The organism is Halomonas sp. Bachu 37 (assembly GCF_039691755.1).
GTDB lineage: Bacteria > Pseudomonadota > Gammaproteobacteria > Pseudomonadales > Halomonadaceae > Vreelandella > Vreelandella kashgarensis.
The window spans coordinates 344,333-364,550 of the sequence record NZ_CP137552.1 but is presented as its reverse complement, the minus strand read 5'-3'; the positions used below and the strand labels follow the sequence as shown (position 1 = coordinate 364,550).

The 20,218-nt window shown below is 58.7% G+C and carries 19 protein-coding genes; 9 read left to right on the top strand and 10 right to left on the bottom strand.

Translation table 11 applies throughout. The annotated features are described in order from the left end of the window. The first annotated feature begins 85 nt into the window (after positions 1-85). Positions 86-1,123, top strand: a complete 1,038-nt coding sequence (gene dusA, locus R5M92_RS01570) for a tRNA dihydrouridine(20/20a) synthase DusA (RefSeq protein ID WP_346797333.1) — start codon at positions 86-88, stop codon at positions 1,121-1,123. A gap of 17 nt (positions 1,124-1,140) precedes the next feature. Here the strand turns inward: dusA and R5M92_RS01565 are convergent, their stop codons facing one another. Beyond that, positions 1,141-2,172, bottom strand: coding sequence for a succinylglutamate desuccinylase/aspartoacylase family protein (locus R5M92_RS01565; protein ID WP_346797331.1), 1,032 nt, complete (start codon positions 2,170-2,172; stop codon positions 1,141-1,143). Positions 2,173-2,418: 246 nt separating this feature from the next. On the opposite strand from R5M92_RS01565, the gene R5M92_RS01560 reads away from it, so the two are divergent. Then, positions 2,419-3,051, top strand: a complete 633-nt coding sequence (locus tag R5M92_RS01560; RefSeq protein ID WP_346797329.1) for a TetR family transcriptional regulator — start codon at positions 2,419-2,421, stop codon at positions 3,049-3,051. Between the two features lie 7 nt (positions 3,052-3,058). Here R5M92_RS01560 and R5M92_RS01555 read toward each other — a convergent pair whose 3' ends face one another. The 4 genes from R5M92_RS01555 to R5M92_RS01540 form a co-directional block, all read right to left on the bottom strand. Beyond that, the gene (locus R5M92_RS01555; RefSeq protein WP_346797327.1) at positions 3,059-3,721 is read right to left on the bottom strand and encodes a hypothetical protein; all 663 of its coding nucleotides are present in this window, start codon (positions 3,719-3,721) and stop codon (positions 3,059-3,061) included. A 164-nt stretch (positions 3,722-3,885) separates the two neighbouring features. Continuing rightward, the gene (locus R5M92_RS01550; protein WP_346797324.1) at positions 3,886-7,074 is read right to left on the bottom strand and encodes an efflux RND transporter permease subunit; all 3,189 of its coding nucleotides are present in this window, start codon (positions 7,072-7,074) and stop codon (positions 3,886-3,888) included. After that, positions 7,071-8,360 (bottom strand): efflux RND transporter periplasmic adaptor subunit, encoded by a 1,290-nt coding sequence (locus R5M92_RS01545; protein ID WP_346797322.1) that lies wholly within the window; start codon positions 8,358-8,360, stop codon positions 7,071-7,073. Before R5M92_RS01545 ends, R5M92_RS01550 begins: the two co-directional genes overlap by 4 nt. An 80-nt stretch (positions 8,361-8,440) precedes the next feature. Next, positions 8,441-9,931, bottom strand: coding sequence for a TolC family outer membrane protein (locus R5M92_RS01540; protein ID WP_346797320.1), 1,491 nt, complete (start codon positions 9,929-9,931; stop codon positions 8,441-8,443). Between the two features lie 161 nt (positions 9,932-10,092). On the opposite strand from R5M92_RS01540, the gene R5M92_RS01535 reads away from it, so the two are divergent. Then, the gene (locus R5M92_RS01535) at positions 10,093-10,980 is read left to right on the top strand and encodes an alpha/beta hydrolase (protein WP_346797319.1); all 888 of its coding nucleotides are present in this window, start codon (positions 10,093-10,095) and stop codon (positions 10,978-10,980) included. On the opposite strand, the gene R5M92_RS01530 is transcribed toward R5M92_RS01535, so the two are convergent. After that, positions 10,958-11,938: a lipid A deacylase LpxR family protein gene (locus tag R5M92_RS01530; RefSeq protein WP_346797317.1), complete on the bottom strand. Its 981-nt coding sequence runs from the start codon at positions 11,936-11,938 to the stop codon at positions 10,958-10,960. The two genes, R5M92_RS01535 and R5M92_RS01530, sit on opposite strands and share 23 nt — an antisense overlap. Before the next feature lie 268 nt (positions 11,939-12,206). On the opposite strand from R5M92_RS01530, the gene R5M92_RS01525 reads away from it, so the two are divergent. Next, a complete protein-coding gene (locus R5M92_RS01525; protein WP_346797315.1) occupies positions 12,207-12,518 on the top strand; it encodes an NGG1p interacting factor NIF3 in 312 nt (103 codons plus the stop codon). 53 nt (positions 12,519-12,571) lie between these two features. On the opposite strand, the gene R5M92_RS01520 is transcribed toward R5M92_RS01525, so the two are convergent. Beyond that, positions 12,572-13,129 (bottom strand): NUDIX hydrolase, encoded by a 558-nt coding sequence (locus R5M92_RS01520; protein WP_346797313.1) that lies wholly within the window; start codon positions 13,127-13,129, stop codon positions 12,572-12,574. 100 nt (positions 13,130-13,229) lie between these two features. Between R5M92_RS01520 and R5M92_RS01515 the strand changes: the two genes are divergently transcribed. Genes R5M92_RS01515 through R5M92_RS01500 form a run of 4 tightly spaced genes read left to right on the top strand, consistent with a single transcriptional unit; the run spans position 13,230 to position 16,830 of the window. Beyond that, complete coding sequence (locus R5M92_RS01515; protein ID WP_346797311.1) at positions 13,230-13,943, top strand: CoA pyrophosphatase; 714 nt, start codon at positions 13,230-13,232, stop codon at positions 13,941-13,943. Then, a complete protein-coding gene (locus tag R5M92_RS01510; protein WP_417339042.1) occupies positions 13,940-14,626 on the top strand; it encodes a 2OG-Fe(II) oxygenase in 687 nt (228 codons plus the stop codon). The genes R5M92_RS01515 and R5M92_RS01510 overlap by 4 nt, the downstream gene beginning before the upstream one ends. Beyond that, the gene (locus R5M92_RS01505; protein ID WP_346797309.1) at positions 14,627-16,186 is read left to right on the top strand and encodes an ATP-binding protein; all 1,560 of its coding nucleotides are present in this window, start codon (positions 14,627-14,629) and stop codon (positions 16,184-16,186) included. After that, positions 16,183-16,830 (top strand): response regulator transcription factor, encoded by a 648-nt coding sequence (locus R5M92_RS01500; protein ID WP_346797306.1) that lies wholly within the window; start codon positions 16,183-16,185, stop codon positions 16,828-16,830. Before R5M92_RS01505 ends, R5M92_RS01500 begins: the two co-directional genes overlap by 4 nt. Positions 16,831-16,854: 24 nt before the next feature. Here R5M92_RS01500 and R5M92_RS01495 read toward each other — a convergent pair whose 3' ends face one another. Beyond that, entirely contained in the window at positions 16,855-17,811 is a 957-nt protein-coding gene (locus R5M92_RS01495) for a flagellar motor protein MotB (RefSeq protein ID WP_346797304.1), read from the bottom strand. Between the two features lie 3 nt (positions 17,812-17,814). After that, positions 17,815-18,606, bottom strand: coding sequence for a MotA/TolQ/ExbB proton channel family protein (locus tag R5M92_RS01490; protein WP_346797302.1), 792 nt, complete (start codon positions 18,604-18,606; stop codon positions 17,815-17,817). 315 nt (positions 18,607-18,921) lie between these two features. Here R5M92_RS01490 and R5M92_RS01485 point away from each other — a divergent pair, with 315 nt between their 5' ends. Continuing rightward, positions 18,922-19,440: a PRC-barrel domain-containing protein gene (locus R5M92_RS01485; RefSeq protein ID WP_346797301.1), complete on the top strand. Its 519-nt coding sequence runs from the start codon at positions 18,922-18,924 to the stop codon at positions 19,438-19,440. 146 nt (positions 19,441-19,586) lie between these two features. On the opposite strand, the gene R5M92_RS01480 is transcribed toward R5M92_RS01485, so the two are convergent. After that, positions 19,587-20,015 carry an OsmC family protein gene (locus R5M92_RS01480; protein ID WP_346797299.1) on the bottom strand — a complete coding sequence of 143 codons (429 nt, stop codon included), beginning with the start codon at positions 20,013-20,015 and terminating at the stop codon, positions 19,587-19,589. Positions 20,016-20,218: the final 203 nt, after the last annotated feature.

Here is a 20,218-nt window from a genome sequence, read left to right as displayed (position 1 = left end):
CAAATCCAAAGCGGCTCAAGTACCAAATATGTACCAACGAACCAGGTAAAACGCCGCCGCCCAACTACTGTAAATATGAACAGTTATGAATGATACCACAACCGCGCAAACCCGCATGAAGTCTGGCATCGCCCGCCCTGCGCTGGATAGGACATTCTCCGTCGCGCCCATGATGGACTGGACGACCCGTGACTACAGAGCGTTCGCCCGCACCTTGACCCGGCGTGCGCTGCTCTATACCGAGATGGTCACCACGGGGGCCATTCTTCATGGCAGCCCACGCGCCCGGTTTCTTGGCTACGACGATATCGAGCATCCTCTGGCCCTACAGCTGGGCGGAAGCGACCCGGGCGAGTTGGCCGAGTGCGCGGTTATTGCCGAGGAGTGGGGCTATGACGAGGTCAACCTGAACGTCGGCTGCCCCAGCGACCGCGTACAGAACAACCTCATCGGTGCCTGCTTGATGGGCTACCCGGAGAAAGTGGCGGCAGCGGTTCGTGCCATGCGCGATGCCGTCTCGATTCCGGTCACCGTGAAGTGTCGCATCGGCATCGACGATCAGGATGAGGATGCCGACCTCGAGCGCTTTATCGAAAGTGTCGCGGATGCCGGCTGTGAAGTTTTTATTATTCACGCTCGCAAGGCCTGGCTCCAGGGGCTCTCGCCCAAGGAGAATCGAGACGTCCCTCCGCTGAATTATCCCCGAGTCCACCGCTTGAAGCAGAGCCGCCCCGAGCTGCATATCGGGATCAATGGTGGCATCAAGAGTCTGGAAGCCTGTCGGGAGCAGCTTCAGCATGTGGACAGCGTCATGATCGGCCGAGAAGCCTACCAGAACCCCTGGATGCTGGCGGGTGTCGATAGTCAGCTTTATGGGGAGATGGATCCAGCTGCGAGTCGCATGGTCGCCGCCCAGGCATTTCGGCCCTATATCGCCAAGCGGCTGGAGGAAGGCGCCAAGCTCAACCACGTCACGCGGCACTTGCTCGGCCTGTTCCACGGGTGTCCGGGCGGACGGCGGTTTCGTCGCCACCTTTCCGAACATGCCCACAAGGAAGGCGCGGGACTGCGAATTTTCGACGATGCCCTAGGACTGGTGCGGGAGCCAGAGCTGGTTCCTTAGCACCTGACCGGGCCGGCTCAATAGAACGAGTCGGAAGGCGGTTCCAGGCTGGAGCTGAGGCTCTCCACAGCGGTCTCCGCCTCTTCGATGGCATCAAATCGAGCAATGTGAAACAACGCCTCGCCCTCATTGGCTAGCGGGAGGCGGCTCATGCCGATAACGATGCCATCCGCCACCGCACGAATCTCGCCTTCGTCATTACCGAAAGGGTCCGCCACCTTTCCCAGCAGCGCCCCCTTGGCCACTCGAGCTCCCAGGCGTACCTGCGGGCGCAGAATTCCATCGATCGGCGCACGAGCCCAGCTCGAGCCATTGGCGAGCTCGGCAGGCGCCGGACGGCGTCGCCTTTGCTCGCCGGTCAACATGCCCAGACGACGCATGACACGCAGAACGCCACGCACGCCGGGGGCGATAGCCCATTCGTCGAAGCGCAGGGCTTCACCGGCTTCATAGGTCAGCACCGGTATTCCCCGATTTTGGGCATAATGGCGCAGACTCCCCTCCCGTAGTTCGGCGTTGAGAATGACAGGAGCGCCAAAAGCATCCGCCATGCGCTCGGTTTCGCTTTCCGGACTCAATTGGGCTCGAATCTGCGGCAGGTTGGTGCGGTGTATCGCCCCGGTGTGCAGGTCAATGATGTGCGTGGCGTGGTCGACGATTTCCTGGCGAAACAGAGCGGCAATGCGTCCACCTAGCGAGCCGGCACCGCTCCCGGGGAAGCAGCGATTGAGATCACGGCGATCCGGCAGGTAGCGCGTCTGTTGCAAGAAGCCGAAGACATTGACCACGGGGACCGCAATCAAGGTGCCTCGCAGGCTGTTGATGGCCTTGGAGCGCAGCACACGTCTGACGATTTCCACACCGTTGATCTCGTCACCATGAATACCGCCACACACCAGCATCGTCGGTCCTTCCTTGCGGCCATGCACGACCTCCACGGGAATGTGCAAGGGAGTGTGGGTGTATAACCGGGCCACCGGCACGTCGATTTGCTGGCGTTGACCGGGGAATACTTTCTCTCCAGCCAGCTCGAAAGGGACGCGAGCCATTAGCTCTCCTGCTTATGTTGAATTACGCTAAAAAACTTGTTGTACCGCCACAATGCCGTAGTGGCGAGCTTTCTCGATTGATGCCCACCAGGTACATACAACCATGCATGTATCAATGCTTTTTGCTGCTCTTTCGGATAAAATCATCCCGTAAACGAAAGGTCCTAGATTGTACACCAGCCCAGGATCTGCAGAACGACTACCCCCCGTCGTGTCATGAAATCACCACAAGCAGGAGGAGGCTCTATGGCTAGGCGCACAAAAGCAGAAGCGGCCGCCACACGCGAGGCTCTTCTCGATGCGGCTGAAGATATGTTCATGGAACACGGCGTAGCACGCACCTCGCTCGAGCAGATTGCACGTCATGCCGGCATGACCCGGGGGGCAGTCTATTGGCACTTCAAGAACAAGAGCGACATTTTCCGTGCCATGCTCGAGCGGGTACGCATGCCATTTCAGGATCTCGTCGACGAGATCGAGGCGTTGGAGCAAGACGTTTCATCCCTGGAGGCGATTCGCCTTGCCTGCTTGAACGGGTTTTCTCGTTTCGAGCAACCGCGCTATCGGCGCGTTCACTCCATTCTTATCCATCGCTGTGAATTTTTCAGCGATATCGACCCTATCGCCATGCAGCGCGAAATCGCCGACGAGTGCCGTGATTCACTGCAGGAACGGTTTGCCGAAGCCTTCGAGCAACAACAGCTCCATCAAGACATTTCCGTCCAGGTCGCCACCGACCTCTTGCAAACCATGCTGGGTGGCCTATTTCACGAATGGCTACGCGACCCCGAACGCTTTTCCATCCGCGAGCGAGGGGAAACGCTCATCAACCACCTCTTGGCCTTGCTGCAGCGTCCCCCCTCTCCCGGGTCCTCTTAACAACAGACTAGTGAGCCGCAGAACGTGCCATCTTCAAACGCCGTAGTCGTATATGTGACTCTAGATACTCATTAACCGCCACGCTACGGTACGCCCCTTCCTGGGGCAGGTACTTCACCAATATCCTTTGTTCACCTTCAGTCAACATGGCATCGGGCTTGCCGTGCAGTTTGACTTGAAATTCCGATCCATCCTCCACCACGCCCACGGCGTGCTCGGCACATCCTGCTGGGCACCTTACCGTCACCCTTTCCCCTAGCAGGCAACGCCGGCTACAACGGTCGTGGCGATGGAAATACCGGTGCATTCCCCGGCACAGCACTGCCGCAATGGGGGAAGCGATCGCCAAGGACGCCCAGATGATACCGACACCCAAGGGAATACGGTACAACCCTAGATCCAACCAGCGAAGGGCCAATAACTCTACCGCCAAGGTGATACCGGCGCCCAGCAGCAGGAGTACGGTCAGGGCGAAAGAGGCCGGAACCCCGGCAAAGCCGAGGGAAACGAAGGTACTGGGAAGATGATCGTCGCGCAGACTGTCGCGCTCGAAAATCTCGACCGGCATCACGCGTAACAGTACCAGCAGCCAGTAGAGAGCCACCAGGCTCAACAGCACGCTAAAGACGACCAGAGGGAAGCTGAACGCTAGTTCGAGTATATGTTGCATGGCGTGATCCTCCTGTCGGTACATAGCCGACGAATGTTTTCACTACCAGCGTAGTTCATAGCGCAGTACGAAGGTGGCTCTGTAATTGATCTGACGCAACAGGACGGTACAAAAAAGCACCGCCATCACTGGCGGTGCTTCTGGAGCGGCAGGCGGACTTCAACTCACTCCTCGTGCTGCTCCAGTGCCGGTTGCTGTTCGCGATGATCGCCACTTCCCATCTTGCGCTGCAGCCAATCGGAAACATGGGCAATCATGGCGTAGAAACTGGGAATGAACAGGCTCCCCAGGGTCGCCACCGATGCCATGCCCACCGCTACCGTGGTGCCAATATGGTGACTGCTGACGTCACTGGCCCCGGTAGCCAATGCCAACGGCAAAGTACCGAAGATGAAGGCCAGGGAAGTCATCACGATCGGTCTAAAACGAAGCTCGGCTGCGCTGATGGCCGCTTCACGGATCGTCTTGCCCTGCTCCTTGCGCTCCAGCTCGGCGAATTCAACGATAAGAATAGCGTTCTTGGCGGCAAGCCCCACCACCACCAGCATGCCGATCTGCACGTAGACGCTGGTATCGAGACCACGCAGTGCGATGCCGCCGATGCCACCCAGAAAAGCGAACGGTGTGGCGGTAAGAACCGCGAGCGGTAACGACCAGCTCTCGTACTGAGCGGCCAGAATCAGGAACACCATCAACATACCGAAGACAATCGCCAGGGTAGCCGTGTTGCCCAGATTCGCTTCCTGATAGGCGGTACCGGTCCAGCCCATGCCCCAGTTGTTGCCCAGCGTTTCCTCGACCACCTCCTCCATTGCCGCGATGGCTTGGGCAGAACTGTAGCCCGGTGCCGCGCCGCCCTGGAATTGGGCACCCAGGTAGACTCCGAAACGCGACACCACCGTCGGCTTTGCCTGACGCTCGAGAGTCACGAACTCGGAGAGCGGAATGCGTTCGCCATTGCCTCCGCGTACCCGTACCCGGCTGATATCATCCGGCGTCTTGCGGAATTCGTCCTCGTTTTGCAGATATACCTGGAAGTTGCGGTTCTGATAGCTAAAGTAGTTGACGAAACCGGCTCCGAAAGTATTTGCCAGCGTGGCGTTCAGCTCCTGCAACGAAACGCCGTAACTCAACGCTTTCTGCTGGTCGATCTCGGCGCGATAGCCCGGCACGTTGACATTGAACGTGGTGAAGACGCCTTCCAGCGCGGGATGCTGGGCCGCCGCCTGCATGACCTGAACCGACGCCTGATAGAGTTCTTGTGACGAGGCACCATCGAAGGATTGCAGATAGCCGGTAAAGCCACCGGTGGTCGACAGACCCATGATGGGTGGCACGTTGAAGGCCATGGCCGAACCACCTTCGATCTGCGCTCCTAGCTGCATGATGCGACCCACCAACTCATCGGCGGTGAGATCCCTCTCGCTCCACGGCGCCATATTGACGAAGATGATGCCGCGGGCGGTATTCACCGCACTGGAGAGGATGTCGTAGCCAGCCACGGCGGAAGAGTAGCGGACCCCTTCGATGTTCTCGATTTCGGCGCTGAGCTTTGACATGTACTCATTGGTGCGTGCCAGGGAGGCGGCATCAGGCAAGGAGACACTGGCCAGCACGATCCCCTGATCGGTTTCCGGGACCAGGGTCGAAGGTGTATTGACATACAGCCAGTAGGAGCCCGCCCCCACCAGGGCGGTCAACAGCAGCGCCACCCCCCAGAAACGCACCAGCACCTTCACTATGCTCATGTAGACGGCAGTCACTGCAGCGAAGAACCGATCGAACAGCCGTAGTGGCGTATTGAGGGCACGCCTGAACTTGGACTCCTTCTTCTCGTGCAGCTTGTGCTTGATGAATATGGCCGATAGCGCTGGCGTGAACGTCAACGCCATCAAAGCTGAGAAGCCCACCGAAATCGAGACCGTCAAGGCGAACTGCTGATAGATCTGCCCAGTGAAGCCGCCCAGGAAGGCAACCGGAACGAACACCGCCGCCATGATCAGGGACGTGGCGATTACCGGCCCCCCCACTTCCTTCATGGCGCGAATGGTGGCCTGGAGAACCGTTATGTCCTCGTCCTCGCTGAGCACACGCTCGACGTTTTCTACCACCAGTATGGCGTCATCCACCACGATCCCGATGGACAGGACCAGAGCAAACAACGTCAACAAATTGATCGAAAAGCCAAACACATAGAAACCAGCAAAGGTCGCCAATACCGATACCGGCACCACCGACATGGCGATAACCGTAAAACGCCAGTTCTGCAGGAAAATGAACAGGATTACACCGACGATCAGGAACGCCTCGATAAATACGTGGAGCACGGTTTCCACGGATGCATCGATGAACAGCGTGGTGTCGTAGGGCACCACGTATTCCAGCCCCGGCGGGAAGCGCGATTCCAGCTCCTGCATAGTGGCCTGGACCGCCTCTGCGGTCTCGAGCGCGTTGGCCCCGGGCTGCTGGTTGACGATGATCGGCGTCATGGTCGCGCCATTGAGACGCGCATCGACCCCGTAGAACGAGGCCCCTAGCTCGATACGTGCCACGTCGTCCAGGCGCAGGGAGGAACCGTCGGGGTTCGTGCGCAGATAGATGTCGCGGAAGTCGTCGACATTATTGAGCCGGCCACCCGCGGTGATGGTGTAAGTATAGGCGCGGGGGTCGCTCTGGGGTGTCGAGGCCAGGCTACCCGCCGGTACTTCCGTATTCTGTGCGCGTATCGCCGCCGCCACTTCTGCAGGCGTCAGGTCGAACTGGGAAAGCTTGCCAGGGTCCATCCAGATACGCATGGCGAACTCGCCGCCCCCCAGCACTTCGGCGTTACCCACGCCAGGAACCTGACGCAATTCGTCGAGCACGTTGAGAGTGGCATAATTCTGCATGAAGATATTGTTGTAGTCGCCATCCGGCGAGATCAGCGCCACCAACATGAGAATCGAACTGGAGCGCAACTCGACCGTCACCCCCTGGTCCTGCACCTCCTGAGGGAGCTGTGACAGGGCGCCTTGCACACGGTTGTTGACGTTGATGGTATTGATATCGCCATCGGTGCCGATATTGAAGGCCACGCTCAAGCTGACACTGCCGTTATCGGCACTGTTCGAGGTCATGTACAGCATGCCCTCGACACCATTGATCGCCTCGGCCAGCGGGGCCGCCACCGCCTGAGCGACCGTTTCGGCATCGGCACCGGGGAAACGGGCCTGCACCGATACCGTCGGCGGCACCACGCTGGGATATTGCTCGATCGGCAACACCCGCATGCTCATCACCCCGATCACGGTCAGGATGATCGCCAGGACCGTGGCGAAGATCGGCCGCTTGATGAAGAAGTTGGAGAAATTCATTCGTTCTCGTCTCCCTCACCTTGCGGCGCGTCAACGCCACCGGCGGCACCGGCCTCCGTCACTTCTCTGGCTTCTTCCGCCTGCGCTTCGGCCTCGGCTTGCTCCTCGGCTTCGATGTCTTCCACCAGATCTTCTGCGTTACCGCTGAATTTGCGCGGCTCAATGTCCGTCCCGGGCTCGATGCCCGATGGGTCGCCGACAATCACACGCTCCCCTTCTTCCAGCCCGTCGCGGAGGATCTGCCAAGGTCCAGCGAGTTCGCCCAGCGATACGGTACGCGAGCGTGCCTTGTTCTCGTCATCGAGAACGAACACCTGCGGTCCCATGAGCCCTTGAGTGACGGCGATTTCGGGCACGGCGAAGACGTCGAAGCGCTGCAGCCCCTCAAGACTGACCCGCACGAACTGACCGGGCAAAACCGTCGCTTGGGGATTATCGAACGTGGCGGTAGCTTGTACGGTACTGGTCCCTGAGTCCACTCGCGAACCGAGGAAATCGAGGCGACCCACCAGTTCACCTGACTCGTCACCACCGGCACCGGGTAGCGTGAGCGTGGCGCGGATATCCGCCCCACGCTCCTCGTTGTCGAGCTGACGACGCAATTCAAACGCATCGCGCTGGGGAAGCTGGAAGCGAACCTCCAGGGGGTCCAGCGGGGTGATGGTGGCAAGCTCGGTACCGGGACTGACCAGATTCCCGACATTTATCTCGCTGAGTCCGATCATGCCCGAAACAGGCGCCTGAACCTGCGCATAGTTGAGATCCAGGTTGGCACTTGCCAACGCCGCTTCGGCCTGAGCTACGCTAGCCTGAGCCACACCCAATTCGGCGCGTGCCTGATCATAATCCTGACGGCTCACCGAGTTCTGGCTAAGCAGACGCTCGAAGCGTTCGGCGTCCCGCTGGGCACGGGATAGCTCCGCGCGGGCACTCTGCAAGTCGGCTTCCCGCTGATTGACCGTCGCTTCGTACATGTCCGGCTCGATGGAGTACAAAAGCTGACCCTTCTCCACCATCTCGCCCGGCTCGAAATGTCTTTCTTCCAGAAAACCGGTAACGCGCGCCACCAGTGTCACTTCATCATCGCTACGCAACATGGAAGGGTAGGACTTGTCCAGGGGGATATCCTGACGCTCGATCTGCATGACCTGTGCTGGCCTCGGAGGCGAGCTGGCCGTCTCGGATCCCGCCTGCGACGCCTCTTCATCCTGCCCGCAAGCCGCCAGCAAAAGGCTTACGCCCACCACCAGCCAAGCGGCCCGGGCGCCATTCACCATCGTTTTCATACTTTTTTATCCCGTTACGTGCGTCAGAGTAAGCGCAGACTACAACCATACAGGAGTGAATGTAAATATGGAGAGGCGCTTCACTCCACTGGCTGCTGAGGCCGCTGACCGATATCGGTCACGCTATCAGCGTCGTCACGTTCTTCTGGCAAGGTGAACGTGATGCTCTCGCCATCGAGCCAGGCATTGAGCTCTTCGATCACCTCCACGTCGAGGGTGCCGGCCTGCTGGTGCAAGGCAAGCAGATTGATGACGTAGTCGTAGCGAGCCTGAGCGTAGTTGGAAATAGCGTTATATAAACTCTGTTCCGCATTAAGCACGTCGACGATGTTACGGGTACCGACTTCATAGCCCGCGCGGGTAGCATCCAGTGCGCTCTGATTGGAGACGATGGCCTGCGCACGCGCTTCGACCGTCGAAACGTCATTGCTCACCTGGGTGTAGAGAGAGCGCACCTGTTGGATGGCACCACGGCGCTGGGCCTCGAAATCATACTGGCTGGCTTCAAGATTGTAGGTGCTTTGACGGATGCCGGCTTGGGTGCGGCCACCGGTGTACAAGGGCAAGCTGATGCTCAGCCCTAACTGACTGGAGGAGTCATGCCCCGTTACGGCATCAACATCGCTATCGGCAAACTGATAGCTGGCGAAGGCATCGACTACCGGAAGACGGTCGGCTCGGGCGACTTCCACACTGCTTCGCGACACGGCGACTCCCGCCTGCTCCGCCAGCACCAGTGGATTGCTCTCCAGGGCGGTGGAGACCCAGAAATCGCGTTCGCTGGGAATAGGCGGCTCAATCGGCATTTCATTATCTAGTGACTCGATGCTGTCGTAGCGCTGGCCGGTGAGTCGTTCGAGCTGTTCGAAGCTGACCTGCAGGTTGCTTTCCGCCGCAATTCGCTCGGCTCGTGACTGGTCGAAACTCGCCCGCGCCTCTTCGACTTCGGTAATGGCGATCAGTCCCACCTCGAACTGCTCTCTGGCCTGCTCCAACTGTCGCCCGATAGCTCGTTCCTGGGCCATTCTCGCCTCGAGAATATCGTGAGCTCGCAGTATTTCGAAGTACGCCGCCGAGACGTCGTATACTACCTGCTGCTCGGTAGCGGCAAGCACATAGAGCTGCTGATCGACCTGACGCTCGACCACTTCCACTTCCCGCCTGTTCCGGGCGTCAAACAAGGCTTGGGTCGCTTCCAGTGTCAGGCTGACATTATTGAAGCTATCCTCACCGGTCGCACCACCTAGCGATCCTTCGCCCGCATCGGTACCGACACCGGGCCTGACTCGGCTTTCCTGGCTTTCGTACTGGCGATTGTGTACGAGACGACCCGAGGCACCTATCTGCGGAAGTAGGTCGCCTTGCTCGATGTCGAGCCCAGCCCTGACGCTGCCGGTCTGAGCGTTGACCGAACCGAGCTCGGCGTTGTTGTTCAAGGCATCCCGAGTGATGGACAGCAAGTCGGCAGCCCAGGCAGGAGAAGCCGAGGCGGATACCAGCATGGCCGTCAGCAAGATCTGATTTAAGGGACGGAAAGTCTTCTTGGCCGTGGAGGAACCGGGTTGCAGCATAATATTTTCCTCAATCTAAAGCGTCGGGTAGATACTTACATACATTGTCGCATGTTTTTTGAAGATGTTGGATGACGGTGGGAATTTGTCATTTTTTTGCTGCATTGCAAGATACACCCAACTATGCTGCCGAGTAGCCTAGAAGCCAAGGAGAGGGGCCGATGGAAGCACTGGAGCTTATCAAGGTACGTGAACTGGAAGTGGCCGTGCGTATCTGGCATCCGGACGCCCCCAGGACGGTAGTGGCCTGGCATGGCCTGGCGCGTCATGGCGGTGATTTCGCTGCACTTGCCCGGGAGCTGGGTCCCGGATGGCGGGTCCTGGCGCCCGATACGCCGGGCCGTGGGCTGTCGAGCTGGTCGCTGTATCCTGCTCACGATTATCTCTACTCTCATTACATGGCCGTAGCCTTGGCAGTACTGGATCACTTCGAGCTTGAGCGTGTCCCGTGGATTGGTACGTCCATGGGAGGCCTGTTGGGAATGATGCTGGCCGCCGAGCCGGCAACCGCCAACCGAATACAACGCCTGGTGCTCAACGATGTCGGGCCGGAGCTGGATAGCGACGCCTTGGCCGAAATGGCAACGTACTTTGGCGTAATGAAACGCTACAGCCATTTTAGTGAACTACTCGAGTCTCTCAAGCAGCACTATCGAGGTTTCGGTATCGATAGCGAAGCCGACTGGCGTCAACTGGCCCTGGGCAGCGCTCGGCGGCTTCCAGACGGTTCCTGGAGCCTTCATTACGATCCGCGTATCGGTGAGCAATTCATCCATGACACTCCCCGGGACACCTGGGCGGACTGGGAACGTATCCGCTGCCCGCTCATGGTGATTCGGGGCGCCGAATCGCCGTTACTGCGAAAAGAAAGTATAGTCCGAATGCGCGAGATACAGCCCAGCCTGGTGACACTGGAAGTGCCCGGCTGCGGACATGCCCCGATGCTGGATCGTCATGCTCAAGTAAGGCCGGTCGCGGACTTCTTGCAACAGCGTAGCACGCTTTTTCCGGCCTGGTGGCAGCGCCTCAGAAATGCCTGGAAAGGGTGAGCGAACCGAACTTGTCGTGCTCCTTCTGGGTATCGAATTCCTTGGTTCGCCACACGGCAGTATAGGCTAGCTGCCACTGCTCCCACGTGGCGGCAACGCCAACTTGGGCATCGCCGACCCACTCGTTCCGGTCCACGGAATGGCTGTCCCCGAAGGTATTGCCGTCCAGCAGCAGATTGTGCGCCATATAGCGCCCCTCCACCGAGGCAAACACATACCAGCCGAAATCCTCCGTCCGCGAGAAATACTGGCGGCCACCCTGGGCGGGAGCAACGGCGGGCAGGCCATAACTACGATCCCCCCAGCGCACACCGTAGCCGGCGCCGGCGTAGGTATAGAGATTGCCCAGCGCTGCACTCACGCTCGGTCCATGTTCGAGCCCCTTGCCGCCCACCGAGTGCATTCGCCACCACTGGCGCCGATACCCCAGGTTAAGGATCGGCTCGTTATCGAGCTGATGACGCCAACCCTGCGGTTTATCGCTGTCGGTTATCTTGTGTACTTCGCGCTGGATATTCTCGGCGAGTGAATCGGGCCCGACCAGGCCGACATCGACGTGCAGATCGGTGGCCTGACGCCAATTGTCCTGCTGAACATCATTGTGCAGAGACACGCCGCCAAACAGCAGCCCGGCGTAGGGACGATCGTCGCTGATCAATTCCGAACGACTGATCTCGTTCGGCGTATAAATTTGCTGGCCGAACCGATACGACACCCCTCCGGCATTGCTCATTATCGACTGGGGCAAGCCCTGAGCCAGGAGCTGCGTCCAGTGGTCGGGGCTAGGCTCGAAGGTCCAGTTGAGTTCAACGCCATTGGTGTAGTGACCATCTTCACCGCTGGCGAACATGTCATTTTCCACTTTCACGGAAAAGACACTCTGGGCCGCAACGGAATTGCTCAACATCAGGCCTGTCGCCAGGCCCCACCAAAATAAAGGCTTTCGCTTGTCTTTCATGATCCGTCCCTGATTGGTTTATCCCTGGTCAAATTTCCCGCTGGCTGGATAGGGCCAACCGCTGTTCATTCTCGCTATGGCATTCCTGTCCTTCGCTTGCCATCGCTGGTCACTGGACAGATACCCTGATGGCTATCCAGACTGCCATGCATACCATAGCCTAGCGATAGTCAGCGAAAGATTAAACAATTCGTTAGAAATTAACATTTTCGATTGTATGTATTTACCGCAAAAAAAGGCAAGCCCGAACAAGCCCAAGGAGATTGCAATGTACAAACTGGCCTTCTTTGTCCCGGTAGAATCGGCGGAAAACGTCAAGGAAGCGGTCTTCGAAACCGGCGCCGGCCGTATCGGCAATTATGAAGCGTGTTGCTTCCAGACCCCGGGAACCGGCCAGTTCCGCCCCTTGGAGGGCGCCGATCCCCACATAGGGAAAGTCGGCGAGCTTGAATACGTCAAAGAGGTGAAAGTCGAACTGGTATGCAGCGATGACCACATTCGTACCGCCGTGGCGGCACTCAAGCTGGCGCATCCTTACGAAGAGCCCGCTTATGAAGTCTGGCAATTGGTGGATATCTAAGTGCGAGCCAGGCGACCGGCTTGGCCTCGTCATCTACCGGTTAGCGGCGCCCTTCACGCACTACCGAAATAGCGCTCCCGGTCCTCTTGAGTGATCTCGCTGACATGCAGGGGAAACATGCCATGTTGCCGGTCGGCGTAGTAGTGGCGCAACGTGCGTTCAATCGTGGGGAACGCCAGCTCATCCCAGGGAATGTCATGCTCTTCGAAGAGCGCTACTTCCAGACTCTCTACACCGGCGGCAAAATCACCAAGCAGGTCCGCTCGGAAAATCATGTAGACCTGATTGATGTGGGGCAGGTCGATCAGCGTATATAGATTGCAGAGTGACACTTCCGCGCAAGCTTCTTCGCGGGTTTCGCGGGCAGCGGCCTGACGAGTCGTCTCGGCGTTTTCCATGTAGCCGGCCGGCAGCGTCCAGTAGCCCAAGCGAGGCGCGATAGCCCGGCGGCACAGTAGTACTTGCGAGCCGAACACCGGCAAGGTGCCTGCGACAATACGCGGATTCTGATAATGGATCGTCTCACAGGAGTGACATCGATAACGCGGACGATCGTCGCCCTCAGGGATGACGAAACTCACCGTATCACCACAATGGCTACAAAAGTTCATCGTGCTCCCTCTCAAGACTGATGCGAATATGGCATGGTATCACCGAGCTTGACGCGGCTTACCCCGCTGGGTAAAAGAACGCAAACATGACGGATACCCCATGTTAGAGAAACTCCACGAACAGCTGCAACTGCATCGGCCCCGGATGCTTGAGCATGTTGAACTCCCGCAAGCCGCCGTGTTGTTGCCGATAGTCGAGCGAGCGGAACCGACCCTGCTGTTCACGCGGCGCGCGAGTCATCTGAACACCCACAGCGGCCAAGTCGCCTTTCCCGGTGGTAAACGCGAGCCCGGCGATGCCGATCTGTACGCTACCGCCCTGCGCGAGGCATGGGAGGAAACCGCCCTTCCCGCCCAGGAGGTGCGCTGCCTTGGGCGCCTTTCCGATGTCATTTCCCTGCACGGCATCCGTGTCACCCCTTGGGTGGGGGTGATTCCACCCGACTTGCCACTGTCCCCCGATCCGACGGAACTCGACGCCATTTTCGAGGTACCGTTGCGGCATTTTCTCGATGACGAGCGCCACCATACCGATGTGATCACGGTGGACGGCAAGGCCCACTTCGTGCCCAGCTACCATGTTCAGGGTCACGTTATCTGGGGGCTTTCGGCAATGATGCTGGTGGAACTGCTGGCCGAAGGATTCGGCATGAATATCAGCCTGCTCGAACGGCCTTGCGGGCCGTTATGCTACTTTCCCGAACGCCGGCTGCCCTCCCATGAGGCCACTTTCTATTCCAGAGACAGCCAATCCAGAGACAGCCGATCCAGCGATATACAGTCCAGCAATACACAGCCCAGAGAATCCCAATGACGGCCACTGCGCTCTTTACCCCGCCCCGGGATCTGCCTTCTCCGGCCCTGAACCGTAAAATGGTGCCCGCTCTCATCGAAGGCCTGGTTAAGCAAGGCTGGTTCGTGGGCACCGACATGATCGATGCAGGCCTGTGCCAGACCTTGATGCAGGAAATACAGCACCTGGCACGTCACGATATCCTCGACGAAGCCGGGATAGGGCGCGGCAAGCAGCACCACCTGCGCAAGGATATTCGCGGCGATGCCATTCACTGGCTGGATAGGGAAAGCGAAGCGCAACGGCTTTACCTGGAAGCAATGGCTTACCTGCAGCGCGAATTGAATCAAGCCCTGTACCTCGGGCTCTTCGAATACGAGGCGCACTTTGCTCACTACCCGCCGGGAGCCTTTTACCAACGTCACCTGGACAGCTTTCGGGGACGCGCCAACCGAGTGATCTCCACGGTGGGCTATCTCAATCCCGACTGGCCCAGCGATGGCGGCGGTGAGATGGTGATCTACGCGGCAGACGACCCAGCCCGGGAACTCGCCCGAATCCCTCCCAGTGCCGGCACTTTCGCCTGTTTTCTTTCCGAGACGGTTCCCCACGAAGTGCTGCCCACACGTCTTCCCCGCGCCAGTATCGCCGGGTGGTTTCGGCGCAATGCCTCTCTCGGCGGCCTGGTCGACCCGGCCCGTTGAATGGATAACGATCAACTCGCCCGGCTCAAGAATCGTCTCGCCTTGCTGGAGGCGCGCAATGCCGAGCTTGAAGCCGACAAGCGGCACTTCCAGTGGCTGGCCGAAAGTACCACCGACCTGATCTCTCGCCATGCTCGCGACGGCACCTTTCTCTATGCTTCCCAGGCGGCTCGGGAGCTGTTGGGTTACGCTCCCGAAGAACTGATCGGCGTTTCCGCCTATGATCTGTTCCACCCCACCGACTTGAACGACCTACTGACCAAATCCCCCCGCGTCTACTACCACGCGGGCTTCTATCAGCAGACGTACCGCTTCAGGGCCAAGCAGGGACATTACGTGTGGTTCGAAACCACCAGCCGTACACGGCGCGACCCCGATAGCGGCGAGTTGCTCGACATTCTCTGCGTCTCCCGGGATGTCGGCAGGCGGATCGAAGCGGAAGCCAACCGCGAACGGCTGGCGCAAGTCGTCGAATCCACTACCGATTACGTGCTGTTCATCGACGGAGACGAAGGCATATTCAACTCCAACGAAGCGGCACGTCGGCAGCTTTCCCTGCCACGCGAGCCCGGTGCCGTGCGCCTTGCCAATGTGTACACTGCCGAGTCGCTGGCAATCCTGCGTGAGGTCGTATTTCCTGCCGTGGCACGTTACGGCTCGTGGAGCGGGGAGCTGGTCATGCAAGGCACGGCGCGGCATATCCCCGTATTGAGCGTGGTAATCGCCCATCGCGGGCCGGGCGCCGAACCCGCCCATCTATCGCTGCTGAATCGGGACATCAGCCTGCGACAGGCCGCCGAAGCACAGGCGCATCGGCATCAGGAACAGATCGCCCATGCCAACCGCCTCGCCACCACCGGCGAGCTCGCGTCCAATATCGCCCATGAACTGAACCAGCCACTGGGAGCGATCGCCAACTACGCCAGTGGCGCGTTGATGCAGCTGAAAAGCGACCCACAACGACCCGCCGCCGACCTGGAACTTCCGTTGCGCCGTATCGACGAGCAGGTCCAACGACTGGCGCAACGCCTGCGGCACATTCGTAGCTTCGTGCGCAAGGGTCGCACCCAGGCCCGCCCTCTGGTATTGGCCGATGTTGCCGAAAGTGCCTGTCGATTGTGCGAATGGCAGTTTCATCAAGCTGGCATCGGATTGGAGCAGCGGTTAGCTGCGCCACTGCCCCGCGTACAGGCCGACCCGGTAGCACTCGAACAGGTACTGGTCAATCTGCTGCTTAACGCACTGGAGGCCAGCCGCCACCATCCAGGTGCGATGCGCGTCGTGCTGTCCGCCCAACGAAGCGGTCCACGGGAAGTCACCTTTCGCGTCAGCGACCAGGGACCCGGCATCAGCGCTAGCCGGGCCGAAGAAGTTTTCACCCCGTTTCACTCCACCCGGCCCGAAGGACTGGGAATGGGGCTGGCAATCAGCCGGACACTGATGGAAGCGATGGGCGGCCGCCTTGCAGTGGTTGAGGATAGCGACTTCAGCGGCGCCACCCTGGCCGGTACACTGAGAGCCGAACCCACCACGACGCAACAACCGGGGAAATATGTGTGAATGACACCGCCGCTGCTCGTATCGCCGTGGTCGATGACGACCAGGCACTGCGCGACTCCCTCGCCTGGCTACTGGAATCGGTCGGCCTGGCCTGTTGTGCCTTTGCCGATGGTGAAGCTTTCCTGGCGGCCGACATCGGCTGCTTCGATGTCGTATTACTGGATGTACGCATGCCCGGTATCAGCGGCTTGCAGGTCCAGCAGCAGCTTCGTGACCGCGGAGTCACCCTGCCGGTCATCGTCATGACCGGACACGGCGACGTGCCGATGGCGGTCACCGCCCTCAAGACCGGCGCCTTTGATTTCATCGAGAAACCCTTCAATCACCAGCAACTGCTGGATACCGTGCAGCAGGCACTCAACGAGCATCAGCATGAGCGCGAACGTCAGTCACGACTGGCGCGCCTGGAAGCGCGTTACCGTGCCCTACGCCCCAAGGAAAAGCAGATCGTCGTCCACATTGGGGAAGGCCTGACCAGCCGGGAAATTGCTGAACGAATCGGGGTAAGCCATAAGACAGTAGAGGTATACCGACTCAGAGCGATGAAAACGATGGGCGCGGCCAACCTGGCGGAACTGGTTCGCCAGGCTGTAGTATTGCAGTTGGTCGACCCGGTATCCGGGGTCTCGACGGCAGCCGAATGATACTACCACTTAGCTGATGCTTGTTTATCCCTGCTCGGGGAAGAAGGGATTGATCGGCGCCGTCAACGTCTCCTCGGCAGGCATAAGATCGGGCGCCGGCAGCAACCTCTCGAGATAGGTCGGCGATACCGCTTCCGACTTTGCAGGAGGCTCGGCAACAGGAGGCGCCAAACGCTGCAGGGACGTCACACCCCGCTCCTCGGTGGCTTCGCTGAGATCAATGGTAATTTCCACGCGCCGATTCTGCGCTCGCCCCTCTGCGGTCGCGTTATCCGCGCGCGGCTGCGTATCGGCAAAGCCCTGCACCACCAAGCGTTCGCTCGCCAGTTCCGGGTTGAGCAGCAGAACGTTGGCAACCGAAGCCGCCCGCATCGCGGACAGGTCCCAGTTACTTTGGAAACGTGCCGTCCGAATGGGGACGTTATCGGTGTGGCCATCTATCGCCACCGTTCCGGGCAAGTCTTCCAGCACTTCCGCCATCTCTACCAGCAGAGCGGCAAACGCCTGCGTGACGTTAGCCGAACCGGAAAGGAAAGTCCCCTTCTCCTCGATACGGATAACCACTCGCAGATGTTCCACCTCAACGTGAGTCACCCCCTCCTCGATGGAGTCCTGCAGCAGTGTCTCGACCCGCGCCGCCACCTCTTCCACCTGACGTTGAAGGCGTGAATTGATCAGGTTGCGCAGGGTTTCAAGTTCGGGATTCTCCTCCATGGTGCGCTGACGAATCTCATCCAGCAACGTGCGGTCGGGTGCCGCCGGGGAAAACTGGTCGAACACGGCACTGGTCCCCTTGGGAATCTGCATGGCCTCGATATCGCGCTGGACCCCGAATGCCTTGGAGAGCTCGCCGGCGATCCGACGGAACTTATCCGCATCGATTTCGGCGAAGGAGAGCAGCAACACGAAAAAGCACAGCAGCAAGGTCATCAAGTCCGCGTAGGTCACCATCCACGCGGGGATATTGGACTTCCTGTTCATGAATCAGGCCTGCTCGCCTGCGGGCTTGTCATTAACCGGAGCGTCTTCCTTGGCGCGACTCTCGGGGGGAAGATAGATGTTCAGCATCTGCCCCAGTACTCGGGGGTTCTTGTCACCCTTTATCGCCAGCACGGCATCGATCCACAACTGCTGCATCTTGGCTTCTTGATTCATTCGCAGCCACAATTTATCGGCGATGGGATTGGCGATCATGGTGGCAATCATCGCGCCGTAAAGCGTCGTCAGCAGCGCCACCGCCATGGCCGGGCCGATCATGGCGGGATCATCCATGTTAGCCAACATCTGGACCAGGCCGACCAAGGTGCCGATCATGCCCATGGAAGGAGCCACGTCCGCCAGGGCGGTAAACACCCGACCGCCGGCTTCGTTGCGCTCCAGTGTTAGCAAGCGCTCCTTGTCCATCATCTCCTTGATCATCTCGGCGTTAAAGCCATCGGCCAGCATCTGCAGCCCTTGCTGCAGAAAAGGTGAGGCGACTTCCTGATCCTCGAGTGCCAGCAAGCCCCGCTTGCGCGAAACCTTCGAGAGCTCCACCAGCTCCTCGATGCTTTCCTGGGTGCTGGGAAGCTGGAACTTGAACGCGCGGGTTGCAGCCTTGAAGGCGAACCGAAACTGAGTCAGGCTGAATTTCGCCAGCACCACGAACAGGCTACCCCCTACCACCAGCAGCAGCCCGGTGGGGTTCATGAAGACTTCCGGGGACGCACCCAGGATCACCGCGGTACTGACCAGAACCGCTGCGCCTACCAAACCGATGAGTGTCGCGAGATCCACGATGACTCCTGCTAAGAAGAATTAAACAGAGGTAACAATAACGCAGCGACAATAGAGAGTCCGCCCCTCCGCGTCAACGCTCGACAGCCCTACCGACATTGCCCAACCCGGCTCTCATAAGCGTTTGCGCACCATAACATGCCATTTGAAATCGGCTCGCTAGCATCTATCTTGAGAATCAGGAGAAATAGTTGGCCATGGAAGCTTCCAGAGTCCATTCCCAATAAGCTGACTATTGATTGTCTTGGCAGGTTTATGAGGATGGGGTCGAAGGCTCCTTAATCCTGCCTCTATGCAAGTGCAAGGAGCAATGCAATGAAAACGATGAAGCCGACTCTTCTCGGAACTCTCATGATTCCGGCGTTCCTGCTTGCCGCCGGTGCAGCACACGCCATGGAAGAAAATAACGGAGATGAGCACTCGGGCATGCAATCAACGTCCACCGAGACGATGCAAGCCACCTATCTGACCGAGACGCCCCGCAACGTATTCCATGTCGACGATCTCACCGGCAATAATGTGCGCAGCAGCGTCGAAGACGACGAAGATATCGGCACGATCCATGATCTAGTCATCAACAAGAATGGTGAAGTCGTCGCCGTCGTGGTCGGTCTTGGCGGTTTCCTCGGTATGGGCGAACGCGACATCGCCATCGAGTGGGATTCACTGGAATTGGCCCGTGAAGAAGATGGCGAAGAGTACATCATTCGCGTCCATGCTACCCAGGAAGCATTGGAAGGAGCCGCCGAATACGATAAGGACGACTGGGACCGCCAACGTGCCGCAGACGATCAGTATCTGGATGAAGAGGAAGAAGACCCGCTAGCGAATTAAGAAGGCTATAGGGCTTATTGATTTCATCCAAGGGTAAAGCCAGCAAGACAAACGGCAGGGTATTACCCTGCCGTTTTTATTGTTTAATTAACCCCTGAGTTTGTTTCATGAGCAACATTGACAACACCTACCCGGCTGCCGTTTGTCTAGCCATCAATCAACTCTGCATCCATGGTAATTTCGGCATTGAGAACCTTGGAAACCGGGCAGTTTTTCTTGGCCGTCTCTGCCGCCTTCTTGAAGGCCGCTTCGTCAGCCCCACTGACCGAAGCCTTAACGTCCAGATGGATCTTGGAAATATCGAATCCATCCGCACTCTGCGAAATGTTGACGGAAGCCTTGGTATCGATCCGCTCCGCTTTATAGCCTTCCTCGCCGAGAACCATGGATAAGGCCATGGAAAAGCAACTAGCATGGGCAGCACCGATCAGTTCTTCGGGATTGGTGCCTTTCTCATCTTCAAAACGCGTACTGAAAGCGTAGGATTGCGAATCAAGGACGCCACTTTCCGTGGAAACCGTGCCTTTGCCATCCTTGAGTCCACCTTCCCAATGAGCACTTGCGTGACGATCCATTTTTCCTCTCCTTTTCATCAGTAAAACAGGCCTGAACCGGAGCGTTTGAAACGGGGTACCCCACGCTTGTCATCCTGCTCATGGCCTGCATCGACATGTTCTATTCACTGTAGACGATCTTGCTACGATTGCTTGCTCATAGGGCACGGTTTGCGAAGAAGCTCAATAATTTTCAGAAGCTTACTCCCAATTTTCCAGGCCAA